The organism is Pseudomonadota bacterium (genome assembly GCA_026388315.1).
GTDB lineage: Bacteria > Desulfobacterota > Syntrophorhabdia > Syntrophorhabdales > Syntrophorhabdaceae > MWEV01.
On record JAPLKA010000055.1, the window covers coordinates 58,020 to 75,325 of the forward strand.

16 protein-coding genes are annotated in these 17,306 nt (G+C 43.3%); 11 read left to right on the forward strand and 5 right to left on the reverse strand.

What is annotated here, in order from left to right:
* The first annotated feature begins 106 nt into the window (after positions 1-106).
* The 3 genes from NTX75_07870 (at position 107) to NTX75_07880 (ending at position 3,166) form a co-directional block, all read left to right on the forward strand.
* The gene (locus NTX75_07870; GenBank protein MCX5816143.1) at positions 107-2,293 is read left to right on the forward strand and encodes a heavy metal translocating P-type ATPase; all 2,187 of its coding nucleotides are present in this window, start codon (positions 107-109) and stop codon (positions 2,291-2,293) included.
* Positions 2,294-2,418: 125 nt separating this feature from the next.
* The gene (trxA, locus tag NTX75_07875; GenBank protein ID MCX5816144.1) at positions 2,419-2,745 is read left to right on the forward strand and encodes a thioredoxin; all 327 of its coding nucleotides are present in this window, start codon (positions 2,419-2,421) and stop codon (positions 2,743-2,745) included.
* A 1-nt stretch (position 2,746) separates the two neighbouring features.
* Complete coding sequence (locus tag NTX75_07880; protein ID MCX5816145.1) at positions 2,747-3,166, forward strand: PaaI family thioesterase; 420 nt, start codon at positions 2,747-2,749, stop codon at positions 3,164-3,166.
* Positions 3,167-3,218: 52 nt separating this feature from the next.
* Here NTX75_07880 and lptA read toward each other — a convergent pair whose 3' ends face one another.
* Complete coding sequence (gene lptA, locus NTX75_07885) at positions 3,219-4,505, reverse strand: lipopolysaccharide transport periplasmic protein LptA (GenBank protein MCX5816146.1); 1,287 nt, start codon at positions 4,503-4,505, stop codon at positions 3,219-3,221.
* A 77-nt stretch (positions 4,506-4,582) separates the two neighbouring features.
* Between lptA and NTX75_07890 the strand changes: the two genes are divergently transcribed.
* Positions 4,583-5,176, forward strand: a complete 594-nt coding sequence (locus NTX75_07890) for a class I SAM-dependent methyltransferase (GenBank protein ID MCX5816147.1) — start codon at positions 4,583-4,585, stop codon at positions 5,174-5,176.
* Here NTX75_07890 and NTX75_07895 read toward each other — a convergent pair whose 3' ends face one another.
* Complete coding sequence (locus tag NTX75_07895) at positions 5,177-5,530, reverse strand: hypothetical protein (GenBank protein MCX5816148.1); 354 nt, start codon at positions 5,528-5,530, stop codon at positions 5,177-5,179.
* Between the two features lie 191 nt (positions 5,531-5,721).
* Here NTX75_07895 and NTX75_07900 point away from each other — a divergent pair, with 191 nt between their 5' ends.
* Positions 5,722-6,201, forward strand: coding sequence for a metallophosphoesterase (locus tag NTX75_07900; GenBank protein MCX5816149.1), 480 nt, complete (start codon positions 5,722-5,724; stop codon positions 6,199-6,201).
* Positions 6,202-6,229: 28 nt separating this feature from the next.
* The gene (locus tag NTX75_07905; protein ID MCX5816150.1) at positions 6,230-8,392 is read left to right on the forward strand and encodes a glycoside hydrolase family 57 protein; all 2,163 of its coding nucleotides are present in this window, start codon (positions 6,230-6,232) and stop codon (positions 8,390-8,392) included.
* A gap of 11 nt (positions 8,393-8,403) precedes the next feature.
* Here the strand turns inward: NTX75_07905 and NTX75_07910 are convergent, their stop codons facing one another.
* From NTX75_07910 to NTX75_07920, 3 genes are all read right to left on the reverse strand, one after another.
* Complete coding sequence (locus NTX75_07910) at positions 8,404-9,153, reverse strand: succinylglutamate desuccinylase/aspartoacylase family protein (protein ID MCX5816151.1); 750 nt, start codon at positions 9,151-9,153, stop codon at positions 8,404-8,406.
* A 158-nt stretch (positions 9,154-9,311) separates the two neighbouring features.
* The gene (locus NTX75_07915; GenBank protein MCX5816152.1) at positions 9,312-10,514 is read right to left on the reverse strand and encodes a L,D-transpeptidase family protein; all 1,203 of its coding nucleotides are present in this window, start codon (positions 10,512-10,514) and stop codon (positions 9,312-9,314) included.
* A 154-nt stretch (positions 10,515-10,668) separates the two neighbouring features.
* The gene (locus NTX75_07920) at positions 10,669-12,543 is read right to left on the reverse strand and encodes an AAA family ATPase (GenBank protein MCX5816153.1); all 1,875 of its coding nucleotides are present in this window, start codon (positions 12,541-12,543) and stop codon (positions 10,669-10,671) included.
* An 83-nt stretch (positions 12,544-12,626) separates the two neighbouring features.
* Between NTX75_07920 and NTX75_07925 the strand changes: the two genes are divergently transcribed.
* From NTX75_07925 to NTX75_07945, 5 genes are read left to right on the forward strand one after another with little or no spacing between them, the layout of a single operon-like run.
* The gene (locus NTX75_07925) at positions 12,627-13,475 is read left to right on the forward strand and encodes a glycosyltransferase family 2 protein (protein ID MCX5816154.1); all 849 of its coding nucleotides are present in this window, start codon (positions 12,627-12,629) and stop codon (positions 13,473-13,475) included.
* Between the two features lie 19 nt (positions 13,476-13,494).
* Positions 13,495-14,052 (forward strand): prepilin-type N-terminal cleavage/methylation domain-containing protein, encoded by a 558-nt coding sequence (locus NTX75_07930; protein MCX5816155.1) that lies wholly within the window; start codon positions 13,495-13,497, stop codon positions 14,050-14,052.
* Positions 14,053-14,079: 27 nt separating this feature from the next.
* Complete coding sequence (locus NTX75_07935) at positions 14,080-14,670, forward strand: prepilin-type N-terminal cleavage/methylation domain-containing protein (protein MCX5816156.1); 591 nt, start codon at positions 14,080-14,082, stop codon at positions 14,668-14,670.
* Complete coding sequence (locus NTX75_07940; protein ID MCX5816157.1) at positions 14,660-15,169, forward strand: type II secretion system protein; 510 nt, start codon at positions 14,660-14,662, stop codon at positions 15,167-15,169. Before NTX75_07935 ends, NTX75_07940 begins: the two co-directional genes overlap by 11 nt.
* A complete protein-coding gene (locus NTX75_07945; GenBank protein ID MCX5816158.1) occupies positions 15,153-17,177 on the forward strand; it encodes a hypothetical protein in 2,025 nt (674 codons plus the stop codon). The genes NTX75_07940 and NTX75_07945 overlap by 17 nt, the downstream gene beginning before the upstream one ends.
* The last annotated feature ends 129 nt before the right edge of the window (positions 17,178-17,306 follow it).

Below are 17,306 nucleotides of genomic sequence, written 5' to 3' on the forward strand. Positions count from 1 at the left end.
GAGGGACATATCTAAATCTTGAACAAATTCAAAATTTAGTAATTTGGTTGTTATTCCATTTATGTTGTCTTATATTCTCTGTATTGATTTGCGGAGGTTTTTATAGATGGCCGAGAAGTTTGAACTGCCTATTATGGGTATGAGTTGCGCTGCATGTGCTTCCCGTATTGAAAGGGAATTAAACAAGCTTGCAAATATCAAAGAGGCAAGGGTCAATTTCCCTTTGAAAAAGGCTGTCATAATTCCCAAAAGGGATATTGAGCTTAAAGAGATCATTTCCCTCATACGTGATATCGGGTATGACGTGGATATTGAAAGCGATGTGACGGTGAGGGCACAAAAAGAGGAGACAGAATTAAAGAGGGCATTTATCTGGTCAGCATGTTTCAGCGCTGTCATTATGGTATTTTCCATGTGGATGGTCCTGCCGTATAATAATTTTATCCTCTTCCTTTTAACCTTGCCTGTGCAATTCTATTTTGGTATGAGGTTCCATAAGCCGGCCGTGCTTAACCTGAAACATTTTACCGCAGATATGAATACCCTTATATCGGTTGGTACGTCAGCGGCCTTCTTTTACAGCGCCTTTGTAACGTTTTTCCCCCACGTTATTATGCGTGCCGGCATGGAACCACACACATACTTTGACTCCAGCGCTACCATTATCACCCTGATTCTATTTGGAAGATACCTTGAATCCAAGGCAAAAACCAAAACGTATACTGCAATTAAAATGTTATACGAATTATCCCCGAAAGAGTGTGCGCTTATCCGGGATGGAAAGGAAATAAGGGTATCTGTTGATACTCTCGAAGTGGGTGATTACGTATTAATCAGGCCTGGCGAGAAGGTGCCTGTTGATGGCGAGGTGACAGAGGGGAACACATATGTGGATGAGTCGATGATCACCGGCGAAAGTATTCCGGTCCATAAAGGTGTCAGTCACGAAGTCATCGGCGGTACAGTAAACGGCAAGGGTTCGGTGGTGGTAAAAGTGACGAGAATCGGGAAGGATACTGTCCTGTCCAAGGTTATCCGGCTTGTGGAGGAGGCCCAGTTTACAAAGGCCCCTGTGCAGAGACTTGCCGATCAGGTGGCAGGCGTATTTGTGCCCGTTGTCATATTGATAAGCATTGGAGCGTTTTTTGTATGGTACGTTTTTGGACCTGAGCCGAAACTGACGAATTCCCTTTTATCTTTTGTGAGCGTGCTGATTATTGCATGTCCCTGTGCGCTTGGCCTTGCAACGCCGACGGCAATCATGGTTTCCTCGGGAGTTGGGGCTAAAAAGGGGATATTGATCAAAAGTGCAGAGGCGTTTGAACTTACGAATAAAGTTCGGTATGTACTTTTTGACAAGACAGGGACACTCACTGAAGGGGTGATTGAGCTTTCCCATGTTATTCCACTCGAAGGATATTCAGAAAAAGATATTTTGTTCACGGCCTATAATCTTGAAAAACAATCTGAACACCCATTTTCAGAGGCGTTGAGGAGGAAATCAGAAGAATCTAAAATTGAATCTGCCGGGGTGGATAATTTTCAGGCTATTCCGGGCAAAGGGATTAAAGGCGAAATTAATGGAAAGGCTTATTATGTTGGCAATATATCCCTTTTTGAAGAAACAGGCAAACCCCTTGATGACGGAATTGTGCAGCAATATCAGGCAAAGGAAAGAGAAGGTACTTCACCTGTAATTGTGTGGAATAACGATAATCTCATGGGAATTCTTGCCTTCAGCGATACTGTGAGGGCAGAATCGAAATGGGTGATTGACGAACTGAAAAAGATGGGTATTGAGGCGGTAATGATAACCGGCGACAGCATGGAAGGGGCAAAGACCATAAGCGCGAAGGTCGGTATTGAAAAGTATCATTACCGGATTCTCCCTGATCAGAAAGCCGATATCGTTGAAGATTTTAAAAGGAGAGGAATTACCCTCATGGTGGGAGATGGAATTAATGATGCACCATCTCTGGCGACCGCCGATGTAGGTGTTGCTATGGGGAAAGGGACGGACATTGCCATTGAGTCTGCCGATGTGGTTCTCATGAAAGGGCAGCTTTCAAAACTGATAAGTCTCATCAGGCTTTCCCGGAAGACCCTATGGGTCATCAAAGAGAACCTTTTCTGGGCCTTCATATACAATATTCTCGGTATTCCTATTGCCTTCGGTGTGCTGTACCCGTACTTCGGTATACGGCTTGAGCCTATGTACGGGGCATTGGCCATGATGATCAGTTCGGTGTCGGTGGTGACCAATTCTCTGCGATTAAAGATGTTTAAGGAATAAAAAGGCCGTATCTCTTAAAGATTGACAAAAACGCTAAAAAGACGTATCTAAATACAAAATATAAGTCTGTAGCGTTTTGCTAACAGCTAATTGCTGAGGGCTAAAAGCTAAAAACGGAGGTGATTATGAGTAATGCAAAAGCAGTGACTGATGGTGAGTTCATGGGTGTGGTTCTGGAGTCGACGACGCCGGTTCTCGTAGATTTCTGGGCAACCTGGTGTGGACCATGCCAGGCCATGGGCCCGGTCATTGATGCCGTTGCTGTTGAATATGAAGGAAAAGTAAAAGTCCTCAAGATGAATGTGGATGAAAACCCTGTGACTCCAGCTAAATATGGCATCAGGGGAATACCTACGGTTATTCTTTTCGACAAAGGCGAGGTTGTTGACAGAGTTGTCGGCGCACAACCAAGGGCGAATGTGGAGAACCTGGTAAAGAAGGTTGTTGGCTGATATGGACGGGAAGAAGAGAGAAACCTATTTTAAAAGGGTTGAGCAAGAGCCTTTCGCCAGATTGCTCAACATTAAGCTGAAAGAAGTGAGCGAAGGATATGCACTCTGTGAGATGGAATATACGGAGCAGATGGATAACATCTATGGCTCAGCCCATGGTGGTGCCATGTTTTCCCTCATCGACGAGGCCTTTGAAATATCATCCAACAGTCACGATAATATTGCAGTTGCACTCAATATGAATGTTACCTATATGCGGCCTCCCAAGAAAAACACTATCCTTACAGCCGAATCAAAGGAAATCAACAGAACAAAGAAGACAGCCTCTTATTACATAACTGTGCAGGATAGTGAAAACCTGATTGCCGTCTGCCAGGCATTGGTGTTTGTGAAGGATCAGGCGATACCATTTTTGCCTTAAACTGCAATAGGTCATATAAGACCTATAAAAAATGCATTAAGATGTCTGCTGTTTACTGTTTTGACGGTTCTTTCGGTGTAACGAGGATACGTGCCTTCTTTTCCTTTTCTCCTTCTACTACAACCCTGTCTTCATTTACATAATAGGTAACTACTTCCCCGGTTAGTCTGTCCTGTCCGGAGTACACTATTACGTTTCCTTTTAATACGATCTCACCTTTTGCATTATCAAATATAGCCTCATTGCTTGTTGCAGTCCTTTCCTTCTTTACAATTTTTACGTTCCCTTTGGCATGGGCCTTTTCGATTTCATTGGTTTCTTCGTTCATAGAGGCTTCAATTGTATCAGAGAATATGAAGAGGTCTTCCTGTTTTGCAACGACACTTCCCTTAAAAATTACATACTTTTCCTTGTCAAAACCTTCCATCGTATCCGACACTATATCAATCGGTTTATTCGTATCAAAGAAGGAGAGCTTGTTTTCTTTGTCTTCCTCTTGTGTTTGCTGTGGCTGTGTCTGAGCTTGAACCATCTGAGGTCTTAAATCGATATCCCTCTTCTTCTTTTCTTCAACCGGGTAGAGGGGCGTGTCTGCTTTTGCTAATTGAAGGGTTTTTCTTTCCCGTGTAGCAGCCTTTACAAAAAGACTTTTTGGATATTGGGTTTTCAGAATATTCGCGAAGTATTCGCCCTTTTGCATTTCACCGAGCGCTCTGTAGGACATGCTGATATAATAGAGCGCTTTATCTGCTCCGTTCATATCGGGGTATTTTTTTAGAAAGTACTCAAGCCTTATGATGGCGGCGTTGTATTTGAAAGTTTTGTAATAAAACTCGCCCACATATACCTCACGGTCGGCAAGTTTTTGTGTCAATTTCTTTATTTTTATGTCCACAACTTGTGCATAACTGCTCGCAGGGAATCTGTTTTTCAGATATGTGAACCTTTCTAAGGCCTTTAAAGTATAAGCCTGGTCGCGGTCAGGGGTCAGGGATAAATTTTCATAACATTCCCCCACCTTAATGAGCACATAAGGGACATTTTCGTCTTGAGGGTGGGCGCTTAAAAAGTCCTCATATACTCCTGAAGCCAGTATATATTCTTTCTTTTCAAAATATACATCTCCAAGCTTTACCATAGCGACAAATGAGATAGGATCAAAGGGATAGTTTTCCCGTATTGCAGAAAAGTTTGCTATCGCCTTGTCATATTTCTTCTGCTTCATGAAATTGACGCCTTCTACGTAAAGATCGCCCGGATTACCCGTCTTTTTTACAGTTTTGGAGCCGCAGGATACGAGCAGAAGGCATGATATTAAGAGTATAATAAGCTTTTGCATGCTTAATTATAACAGAAGAAAATTAATTATGCTATCCTTAATATATTGTGGAAATACGGAGAGCTATAGAGAAAGGATTGGATTATTTTAATATACAGTATAACAATGAGATTTTAATAAAACTCTGTTTTTATGTCGAGGAACTCGGGAAGTGGAATGAGCATATAAACCTTACCGGCATTAAAAGCCCGCCCTCTATCGTTGAAATACTTCTCTATGACGCATTTTTTATGTTCAGCAGAGTGAAGGAGGACAGAGCCATTCTCGATATGGGTTCAGGGAGCGGAATCCTTGCCATCCCCATTAAAATATTAGGCGAAACATACGAGTCGCAGAAAGTGTTTTCCGTAGATAAGAGTCTCAAGAAGATTCAATTTCAAAGGCATATCAAACGAAGTCTTAATTTGAAAGGGTTCACCCCTGTTCAGGGAAGGATTGAAATGCTCGAGCCCATAGGGGTTGATGCGCTTGTAGCAAAAGGGTTCGGAACGGCCGGTGAAATCATTGAAAGTGGAGGCAAGCATTTAAAGCAGGGTGGGAGAGCCTTTATCGTGAAAGGGAAAAACGAAGCACCTCAGGATATTGCAGGCTTTTATCTGGAGGAAGATACATTATACAGCCTTCCTGAAAGTGACAGGGTGTACAGGCTTCATATCTATCAAAAGGTCTGATTACAGCTCGCCTTCTCCTATCTCTTTGAGTTCTATGGAATATTTTTTCATATTTTTATTGTATTCAACGAGTTTTACATCGAATTCTCCGGTTCTTCCTGCTTCAAGTGCCATAATATCGAAATATGTATTCATCGCTTTATCGCCAGCATCCATTAAATGTATGGCAACATTGATCAACATTTCTCTCTCGGTAGTGTTTCTGACCTTCCCGACTATCTTCGCCCAGAATGGTAATGTTGTCTGTGCGCAACAACCTGGTGGAGAAAGAAAAACGGTTTGCCCCTTTAACTCAAGACCATCTGGGAGTATTGCACCGGCATAATCAGGTGCTTCTATCGTATATTCATTCATGTTAAAAACTGTAATTCGTAATTCGTGATTCGTGATTGGTAATACGTAACTCGTAATGTCCTGCCTTTGGCAGGATTAAGGCTTACGTAATTGGTTTTTTCTACTATTCACTATTCACGGCTTTTAGTATACCAAACATTTTACTGTCGTTGACATGTAAAATGTTTTTCTATAAAGTAATGTAAACTGTTATGCTCAAAATTGGCGTCATCTCTGATACTCACCTTGATAGAGTCTCTGATGAGTTTAAGAACATCATGGAAAGGGTTTTTCACGATGTTGATATGATAATCCATTCAGGGGATATGACAAGCCGAGCGGTCTACGACTATCTTTCGAATTGGCGCCTGGGGGCCGTAAGAGGAAATATGGATGATTTTGATTTATGGGATATCCTCCCTGAAAAAAGAGTGGAAGAGATAGGCGGGAAGAGGATAGGGATTATACACGGGAGAGGTTCACCTTACGGATTAAGCAATCTTGTTTTTAAAGAGTTTCAGAATGTTGATATTATTGTTTTTGGACATTCCCATGTTCCTTTCCATAAGAGAAAAGGGAATGTGGAAATGTTTAATCCCGGCGCCTTTAAGGGTTCTCCCGGGCAGGCAGGCACTGTTGGCTTAATTGAGATTGACGACATGTTAACGTTTCGGCACATAGACTTAAAATAATCATAAAGGAGCTTCCCGGCATTTAAAGATGGATACCATTTACCTTTCGTTTGTCTGGCATATGCATCAACCTTATTACAAAAATTTGTATACAGGAGAGTACCTCCTTCCCTGGGTTCTGCTGCACGGTACAAAGGATTATTTTGATATGCCTTACCTGCTGAAGGAATTCAAAGGTTTGAGACAGAATTTTAACCTTGTCCCTTCCCTGCTCCTGCAGCTTATCGATTATGAAGATCTCAATGTGAAAGATAAATACGTTGAGATATTCAAAAAGGCGCCGAAGGACCTCGCTGATTCCGAAAAAGTCTACCTGTTAATGAATTTCTTTAATGCACACTGGGATAACATGATCAAACCCTTCCCGCGATACTTTGAGCTTTTGAGAAAGCGTGGCTTCTATTATCCCAAGGAAGATATCAACAAGATAAGGAGTTATTTCACAGATGAGGATTTTCGGGACATACAGGTACTGTTTTTCCTTTCCTGGATAGACCCTCTGTTTTATGAGATGTATGATAGTCTGAAATATCTGAAGACAAAAGGAAGAGGCTTCAGCGAAGAAGACAAAAAAATCGTTGCAGATGTGCAAAGAGGCATTTTAAAGGGCATTATTCCGCTCCATAAAGAGCTTGCAACGGATGGTACCATTGAGCTTTCCACCTCTCCGTTTTACCATCCTATTATTCCATTGCTTATTGACAACCGGGTGGCAAGGGAGGCCATGCCTAACGTTCAACTCCCGGAAAAGCCTTTTCGTAAACCGGAAGATGCGTCAACCCAGATGCAGAAGGCCAAAGACCTCTTTTATCAGGTTTTTCAATTCAATTCCAGGGGCATGTGGCCACCGGAGGGCTCTGTGAGTGACGATGCCCTTGCATTATATATGGAACATGGCGTTGAGTGGCTTGCTACTGACGAGGAGATAATTTTTAGAAGCCTTAATCTTGAATGCAGAAGGGATGGGAATGGTTTTCTTTTGAACCCGGAGATTTTGTATAAACCTTACATATACGAAAAGGATGGGAAAAAGATTCACCTTATTTTCAGGGATAAAAGCCTTTCTGATTTAATTTCGTTTCACTATTCAAAATCAGATCCCAGGGATGCTGCCACGGATCTCATCAACAGGATTAAAGCAATCGGGAAATCCGTTTCAGGCAGGATTCAGAAACCCCTCATAACAATTGTCATGGATGGAGAAAATGCCTGGGAGCATTACCGGAATGACGGCAGGGATTTTTTTAAATATCTTTATGAAGGACTGCTCAGGGAAAAAGGCATTGTATGTCCCACCGTTTCGGAATACCTCGAAGAGGCAAAGGATACAGGCACTTTCCATCGTTGCTTTGCAGGCTCATGGATCAGCAACAATTTTTCTATCTGGATCGGCCATGTAGAGGATAACACAAGCTGGTCCCTGCTCACCGAAACAAGGGATTTTCTGGGTGAGGCAGACCCGGACAAAAGTAATCAGGATGCCTGGGAATCTATTTATATAGCAGAGGGAAGTGACTGGAACTGGTGGTATGGAGATGAGCATTCCTCTGAAAGCGACGATGTTTTTGATTTCCTCTTCCGTGAAAATCTTTCCAATGTTTACAGATTCCTTGGAAAAGAGCCGCCTGAAAGGCTCAATATACCGGTTATCCTTGAAGATAGGGAAGTAAGACCTGTGCGGGAACCGTCTAACTTTCTGCAACCGAAAATCGATGGCAGGGTAACAAATTATTTTGAATGGATAGGTTCGGGTCTTATGGAAGGGAAGGGGCATGGGGTGGCCATGCATGATTCTGTATTGCTCATTAAAGGATTATATTATGGTTTTAATGAACACTCTCTCTTTTTAAGGGTTGATATTGACAGATCCTTTATCCAGGATGTTGAGGACCTGTCATTTGAGATAGGATTGAACGTTGAGACAGGGTTGACTGTGAAACAAACTTTTGAGGCAAGCTACAGCGTGAAAGGGAACATTGTAAGAAGCACCTTTCCGGTGGAGATGGTTTTTTCAGAGGTTCTGGAAGTGGCAACCCGTTTTGAATCCCTTGGGGTTAAAACAGGAGATAAAATCGAAGTATGGGTCTCGTTAAAGATAAAGGAGATGATGGTTGGAAGGATACCTGTAAGGGGGTACCTCATGATTATCGTTCCTTCAGATAATTTTGAAATGGAAATGTGGTACGTTTAACTACGTCCCGGTTATGACTTCCTGGGTTTTTTGCCGGGAGAGGGTTGGGTTACCAAAGGAAATCTGTCAGGTGCAATGCCGATTTCTTCAATAATTGCGTTGATGGCTGTCATTAAAAAACTTGTGGCTTGAGCAGGGGTGCAGTTCTTTGTAGCTTCCAGGGCAATGGCAACTTTGTGTTCTTTTGTTACTGCATAGTAGGTGAGTGATTTTCTTTGTTCTTTATGGATCGTGTTTTCGCTTCCCGTATCGGTGTTGTTTACCTGAAAATGAAATTTTGCATCCTTTATTTTTGTATTTGTTCTTTGTGCTACCCTCTCTGCAAATTTTTCAAGCTCAAGTTTTTCTCCGTTAGGCAGGTCGAAGTTCGGTGCATCGATCACATTAGATTGTCCCCATCTCGAGGGGTTTCTTCTGCTATCGACCCATGTGGGTGAATAAAATCCGTCTCCCTGATGTACATTTACAACGTAATCAGCTTTTTTGATCAATGTTTTTGCCAGATTCACCACTTTCATGTCGGGATTTTTACTGTTTTCCGGTTGACCGAAAAGGCGATTCATGTCTCCTCCGAGACCATACCGCTTCTTCTTCTGGTTGGCTATTGCGTTTAAACGGGGAACAATGATGAGGTTCCCCGTTTTTAATTTGATATGTGAATACTTTGCTACGACCAATGGGCATGCCTTTTCATCTCCATGTATGCCCGCGAAAACGAGAAGGGTGGGGCCGTGATTTTCCCCGTGAATAGTGTATACCATTACCTCCTGATTTGTTCCACTGAAGAATCTTTGTACCTTCCTCGGTTGTTCAGGTGATGCGGCGGATGCCGTGGCAGTAAAAACAAGCAGAAGAAAACCCCCTGCCAATAAATTACAAAATAGGGTGAAGATTCCTTTTGAGTTTTGAAAGTGTTTCATTAAAACATCGATTCGCCGATAATCTGCCATTTTTGTTGTTCTTTTTTCAGATAAAATATTTTAGAACTTTCAGTCTTAAAATTATCAGAATTGTACTTTTGGTGGAAACGTACAACGGCAACCTTTCCGCCGTATTCGGGAGGCATAAAAACTGCCGGCTCTTCGATGGAGACCTTGATGAATTTCTTGTATTTGTTGACCCGCTCTTTTTGCTGTTTAAAGGCAGCGAAACTCATTCCTTCACCACTTATAAAGTCATGAGAGTAAAGGCTCAGGAATTTCTTTGTGTTTAAACTTTCCCATGACTGTTTCCAGGAATTTAAGAAAGTGGTTATTTCCTTTGAAAAAATGTCCTGGTTTGTCTTGTCCGATGTTTGTATCCTGCTTACGACTATAATAGGAGTGCCCCTCGGTTTTATAAGTTTTGAGATTTCTTCCAGGGCTTTGTTGTCAACAACTATACATCCCTTTGTATTGACTATATCTTTCCCGATATTTTTTTCAGAGTCATGCCCGTGAAGCCAGATGCCATTCCCTTGCCTGCCTTCTTTTCGTGCCAGGAAATTGGGGTAATTCATGACAAAAGCGCCAAAACCATATTGTTTGGGCAGATTTTTTCCGGGAATGAATCTCAAAAAGAAAAAGACACCTTCAGGGGTTGCCCCATCTCCAGGTTTTTGCTTGTCTCTGTGATTTGCACCTGTAAGACATGAATAACTCTTTACAAGGGTGAAGGCGTTATTCACAAAACGGAAAAGATAAAGCATCTTTGTATCCTTTTCGCACAACAATACGTATTCATTTGTCGCAGCAAAAATCAGGGAGGAGGGGATTGTATTGGAATCAAACTGAACCGGGGTTACAACTGGAGGAGCTGGTGTTTTGGCTTTTGCTTCAACCTGGGTCTGAGGTTTGCTCGGGATCTCGGTAGGTTTAGGCTCAGGCTTAGGTTCAAGTTTTGGCTCAGTCTTTGGTTCTGGTTTGGGCGCTACCTCTTCCTGCTTCGGTTTTTCGGGCAGCTGAGGGGTTGGGGCATAAATCCTGTCTTGCTTTTCCAAAACCAGAGCTAAAAGTTTTTTTGTCTCCTGCTGTTCGCGAACAAAAAGGATCAGGAATGTGATGCTTGTGAAAAAGAGAATAATGGTGGTGATGGTGAGGATCTTAAGTGAAAATAATTTTATAAAGGTGTTTATTTTTTTCATTCTCGATTCTGATTTTGTTGTTGGTGTTTAGCGTCACGTATTTTATATGTAACAGATACCCTTTGTCAAACAAATAACCTATAACAAACAACCTATAACCAAACATAGCCATAATCATATTTGGAATTTGGAATTTGATTTGGTTATTGGTTATTTACAAAGTGTCTTCGCCGATGATTTTCCATTCTGCCCCTTTTTTCTGTATATAGAGTACCTTGAGGGAGCCGTCTGAAAAGTTGTCGGAAGAGTATTTTTGATAAAACCTGACAATGGCGACCGTCTCCCCAAACCCAGGCGAGAGGAAAATGCATGGCTTTTCAATATCAATACGTATGAACCGTTTGGTTTTATTCACTTTTTCTTTGATTTGTTTAAAGGCATTTAAGTTTTCTCTATGATTGCCGAGAAAGTCGTTGGAATAATGAGCGAGAAGCTTTTCTGTATTGATACTTTCCCAGGATTTTTTCCATGAATCGAGGAAGGACTCTATCTCTCTCTGTATGTTTTCCCGGACAACTTTGTCAATATAGTCGATTCTCCTGACTATCACAAAAGGCGCTCCATTTTGCCTGATGATCGCGTGAATCTCCTTCAGGGAGTCATTTCCAATAGCTATCCCGAGTTTTGTATTTTCCGGGTCGTTGCTCAGCCCTTTATTTTTTGAATGTCCATGAAGCCATATCCGCCCGTCTTTTTTACCATCTTTAAAATTGAGGAGGTTTGGGAAGTTCAGGACATAGGCCCCATACCCGTAGGCAGGTCGAAGGCCGTCGCTGGAAATAAATTTTGTGAAGAAAAAAATACCTTCAGGGATAGAAGGGTCTTCATAATGTTGTTTATAGCTGTGTATTTTCCCAATAGCACAGGGAAAGGATTTCAGAAGATCGAAGCCGGAATTTCCCTTTTTATAAAGTTGGATAGTTTTAGCATCTTTCTCGCAGATGAGAACATATTCCCCCGGTTCAGCAGAGATGAGATAAGAGGGGTCGGAAGATGCAGATGTTTTCGAAGGGGTTGATATTGCATTTGTTGTTTTTGATATTTCTGCGGTTTTAATTTGAGATGCCTTTTTCCGTGAGTAATCCATCATTTTATGAATTGTATCAGTGTAAAAGAATGCGAAGACAAGACAGAGAAACAAGAGAATAATGATACCAAGCGGAATGAAATATTTTTTGCTTCGCTTTGTCCCTGCGCCTGTCTGTTTCAGGAATATGATGCTCTCATCGTTGATGACGTTTTCCACGGTTTTCTCATCCACAATATTTTTTGATTGGGAGTAGAGGACGAGCAGACATCTGTCACAAATCATATTAATGAGTCTCGGACAGCCCTGTGATGTATTGTGTATAAGATCTACGGCCCCATCAGAAAACTGGAGGGAACCCTTAGAGCCGGCCTTATAGAGCCTGAAATTTATGTAAGCCCTGGTTTCCTTCTGTGAAAAATTTTTGAGCTTATATACGACAGTGATTCTCTGAGACAGATTTTTCATATCAGGTTCGTGTAATGTATCCATAAATTCAGTCTGGGCAAATAGAACCGTATGGAGAATCTTTTCTTTTTCGGTTTCGATATTTGAGAGGATTCTAATCAATTCCAGTAAGTTACGGGAGAGTACCTGCGATTCATCTATGACAAGGATAGTGTCTTTGCCTTTTTTATGCTCTTCTATGAAAAAATTGCTCAGACCGTCAAGAAGACTTTTTTTTGATGAGTCTTCCCAGGAAATACCAAGCTCTCCCATGATTTCTTTTATGAATTCTTCTTCATCCATTATAGGATTAAGAATGAGGGCGGTATTGTACAGGGTTTTATCGAGAGAGTTAAGGAACATCCTGGAGAGAATCGTCTTGCCGCTGCCCACTTCACCATATATGAGGGCAATCCCTTCCCTCTGACCGAGAAAGAACTTAAGATGTTCCAGGGCTTCTTTGTGTGTTTCGGATTCAAAATAGAAACCCGTATCAGGGGTAAGACCGAAGGGCTTTTCAGAAAGGCCAAGATATTCGAGATATGGAATTTCCATGGATTAAATCAATTTTATTTTTTTTGGATACAATATGCAATCATTATTTCATATTATCAGATATTTATGTATAATGTTCCTGTATGATGCTTTCCATCATAATTCCTGCATATAATGAGAGAAATTTTATCGAGGAAGTCGTCCGGAGGGTTATGGATGCGCCTTATGATAAGGAAATTATCATTGTCGATGACGGGTCAACGGATGGAACGAGAGAGTGGCTCAGTTCACAGTTGGAGACGCCGCAAGACCGAACCGGCGAACCGGCGTATCGGCGTATCGGCGAAGAAGAGCAGAGAGCAGGGAGCAGAGAGCAGAGAGCAGGGAGCGAAGAGAAACCCATTACCCATCACCTCGGACAAAAGCACTCCGGGGCAGGCCCATCACCCATCACCCATCACGTGAACGAAGTGAAGGTCATCTTCCACGAAAAAAATATGGGAAAGGGCGGTGCGGTAAGGACTGGCGTTAATGTTGCCAGTGGAGATATTATTCTTGTTCAGGATGCAGACCTTGAATATGACCCCAAGGATTACCCGACGTTGCTTGAACCCATCCTTGAGGGCAAGGCTGATGTTGTATATGGTTCAAGGTTCCTGGGGGGTACCCACAGGGTGCACTATTTCTGGCACTATGTGGGCAATATGCTCATTACCTTAATTTCCAATATGGCTACCGATTTAAACCTTACCGATATGGAGACCGGCTACAAAGTCTTCAAAAGAGAGGTTTTTCAAGGAATCGAGATCAAATCAAACAGGTTCGGGTTCGAGCCTGAAATTACCGCCAAGGTTGCGAGAAAAGGCTGTGTCGTCTATGAAGTTCCCATCTCCTATTATGGAAGGAGTTACGAGGAAGGCAAGAAGATTACCTGGAAAGACGGGGTAAAGGCGGTATTTACCATACTCAAGTATAAATGGTTCAGCAGATAAAGGCAGTGAATAGTGAACAGTGAATAGTGCATGGCAGCCGCAGGCTTTAGCCTGCGTGGAAAGGTTGAAGGCAGTGGATATGAAACCAGCAGAGGGCAGAGAGCAAAGGGCAAAGAGTAAAAAGCAAAAAGGATATAACTCTCCGCTCTCCGCTCTCCGCTCTCCGCTCAATCATAAAGGCTTTACCCTCATTGAATTAATCATCGTTATCATCCTTGCCGGTATTCTTGTTGCCGCAATTGCAGTAAAAATATCGCTTACCCCGTCCCAGACTGCCAACATTACGGCCGTTGACCAGGCGGTTGCCGATATTCAGTATGTACAGATGCTCGCGCTTGGAAACAGGAGCAACAGGAGTATTGTATTTACCAGCGGTTCTGCAACCTACACGATACAAAACAACAGCGGCGTAACGATTGAGACAAAAACTCTTCCCAGTGGTACGTCAGCGGGTACTACCGTGACGTTTGCCTTTAACTCCTTAGGTGAGTTGACGGGGGGATCGAACCTCACTCTCACATTAGGGGGACACACAATCACCGTTTATCGTATAACAGGGAAGGTGGTGACTTCATGAAAAGCAGTGAATAGTGAATGGTGAATAGTGAATAGTAGAAAAAAACCAATTACCAATTACGAATTACGGCCGATTCACAGTTCAAGGGGTCGAGGGGCCAAGGGGCCAAGGGGCCAAGAAACAAGGGTTCAAGGGTTCAAGGGTTCAAGGGTCGAGGGAAAATCATCAAAAACGTCCCACGTCCCACGTCCCACGAACAAAGGTTTTACCCTCATCGAACTTATTATTTTCATCATCATTGCCGGGATATTCCTCCCTGCTACCTATATAGCATTTTCCTCTGCCATGAAACAGGGGACACAACCCGAAGACTATACAAGGGGAATGCTCCTTGCCGAACAGACCATGGAACTTGCTACAAAAAGAGGGTATACCCAGCTTGCATTAGATATAGCAGCCCCTCCTACATGTGCTGCTATTGGCGTAAGCGCCCCGGCAGGGTGGAATATAAACACAACCTGTGCCTGGACGCCATCGTTTCGTTCGTTTAATGGAACCACCTTTAGCGCTTCTGTCCCTGCAGCACCCTACATACAAATTGTAGTGACAGTAACGACTCCGGCTCCACAAAGCAACACCTATACGTCAACGGGGATGGTCACCAATCATGCCTTCTAAAATGAATAAAGGATTTACCTTGATAGAAATGATAATAACAATCGTAGTCCTTGGCATATTGGGTGTTTTTACCTTTGCCTTTTTTGGAAATTATGTGAGCACATACACGCAGATGAGAGACCGGAGAAACATGCACCAAGAAGCAGTATATATCATTGAAAGGATATCAAGGGAGCTTAGGGATGCCACAACAGTTACCTCAACAAGCCCCCTTTCTTTCCAGATACCGAGTTCTGCGTTGGCGACAGGAGGAGATACAAGCACCACAATCTCGTACAGCCTCTCGGGAACCCAATTGAACAGAACCGGAAACATCTCAGGCAGTATACTCATGGGCGACAATGTGAATGTTTTTACCGTGACAAGTCCTGTTGCAAACTGTTATTTCATAACACTTCGGAGGGGTACGGGTACTGAAACTGAATACCAGACAGTGGTATGCCCGAAAAATATCCCGTCACCATCGGGCTTTGGGGGGAACTATGCAGACGTTTTTTAATAATAGAGGCGTTTCCCTTGTTGTGCTGATTGTAATCATGCTTGGCATGGCCCTTATAGGCGGAGGGGTTGCCACAATTATGTCGTCGAAGCAGAAAAGTTATCCCTTTGCGCTGAATAGCTTCAAAGCCTATGAGATTGCCAATGTGGGTATTGAATGTACTATAGCGTGGGTACAAGATACGAGTAATCCAAATAAAGGTCTCCTTACGTTGGTAAACAACCTTACAAATATATCTTTTGGAGGCGGCACCTTCTCGACGGTAATAAGCGGTACATCCCCAAATGAAATCCTGACCTCTACCGGCACCTTTAACAACATGAGTCGGGTGGTGACCCTGACAAATTTTGCCACCTATGCAGCTTCGTCCTCGTCAGGTGATGTAAATTTTGATAGTCCTGCAGACATGGCGGCCAGTTTTGTCCCGATGGAGTCGCAATCCGGTCAGGCGATTGTAGTGAATGCGACAACCGGCGTAATAAGCCTTGGCCAGGGGGAGGGGGCAACGGAAACCTATGGCGCTATATGGTATGGCGGGAATAGCACTGCCGGGAATTGTGTTTCGGGGAGTTGTGATTTTAGAACCGGTTTCAGGGCCTATTTTGTTTTTCAGTTTGCCACCGGTTCAACAGGTGACGGATTTACCTTTGCAATCATCAATGGCGCCAGCAACACTGTGAGCTCTATCGGAGGCGATACTAACATGGGAGAACTCATGGCGTATGGTGGTGATTCGCGTTTATACGACGGCAGTGGATATATCAATGCATTCAGGGGTGGCACCGGAAACGGTTTGCAACCGCCAAAATTTGCCGTTGAGTTTGATATTTATCCAAACCCCGGAGGTTGCTCTCCTCCCTCTGATCCCTGTGGTGCGGGAAGCAGGTGCGACGACCCTTCAAACGAGCACATGGCATATATCTTCTGGGGGGATAATAACAGGATAAGCTGTCAGGATTATTACACCAGATGGTTGAGCTCATTTTCTTTTCTGGCTAATACAGTTGTCTACGGAACAACAGGGGGTAATACCTACCTGTACCGATCAAGTGCTGGGACGAGCAGTGCAACACAACCGACATGGCCATCGACCCAGGGGGCAACGCGGTCCGACAATACCATTACATGGACAGAGTATACATGGAGGCCAAGCCAGCAATACACACTGACCCCTCTTGACCGGGTTGTGCCCACAGCACGGAATGGACATCGCTACAAGGTTTACGATGTTCAGGGTAGTGGTTCAAACAAAGGAAAAAGCTCCGGAAGTGAGCCCAGTTGGAGCACAACAACTAACTGGATATCACCGTGGGACAATAATGTAAGATGGCAGGAAAACGGCGCCATTAATTTCGTTACGAACTCTTGTACCTACGATGACAACAAACATACTGCCGGCACCGGAGGAAATACAGGGAACAGTAGCGGCACCGGTCCGACGAACACAACATCAAGCAACAGTTACTACACAAGCCCTACCAACCCGACGACTTGGCTGGCAGACACAGGTAACTCCTCTACGGTGAACCCCAAATACGCTTACAGGATGGAGGTGGTTCGCAATTCCGGCACCCAAACTTACACAATCAGGTCATGGATTAAAACCTGCACCGATGGGACGGCAAATTGTGACATGTACACGAACGATGTTTTTGGCAATGTATCTCTCGATTATGATATGTCCTGGTCTAAATCGACAGCTTACTCTGTGGGTACAGTTGTTTACCCTCCTACAACTGCAAATGGGCATCATTATATCTGTACAACGGCTGGTACGAGCGGTAGTACAGAACCTGCCTGGCCAACCGGCTCAGGGGCAACGCGCACTGATGGCACAGTCGTGTGGACTGAGTATGGTTCCTATGGTCCCTTTCTGGAAAGGACAATTACACTTGATTCAACATACAATACCGCATTCAATAAATTCCTTTTCGGGTGGACAGTGGCTACCGGCGCTGCCACTCAGATTGCGGATGTAAGGAAATTCAGAATCACATTCAAACCGTAAGCCCCTGTTCCTAACCGGGGAGTGGTAACAGTGAATAGTGATGAAGATAGTGAAACCGTACATCGTACATCGTACATAAGTACTTAGTGTTTTTAAACGATGTACTACGTACGAACGACGAACGACAAA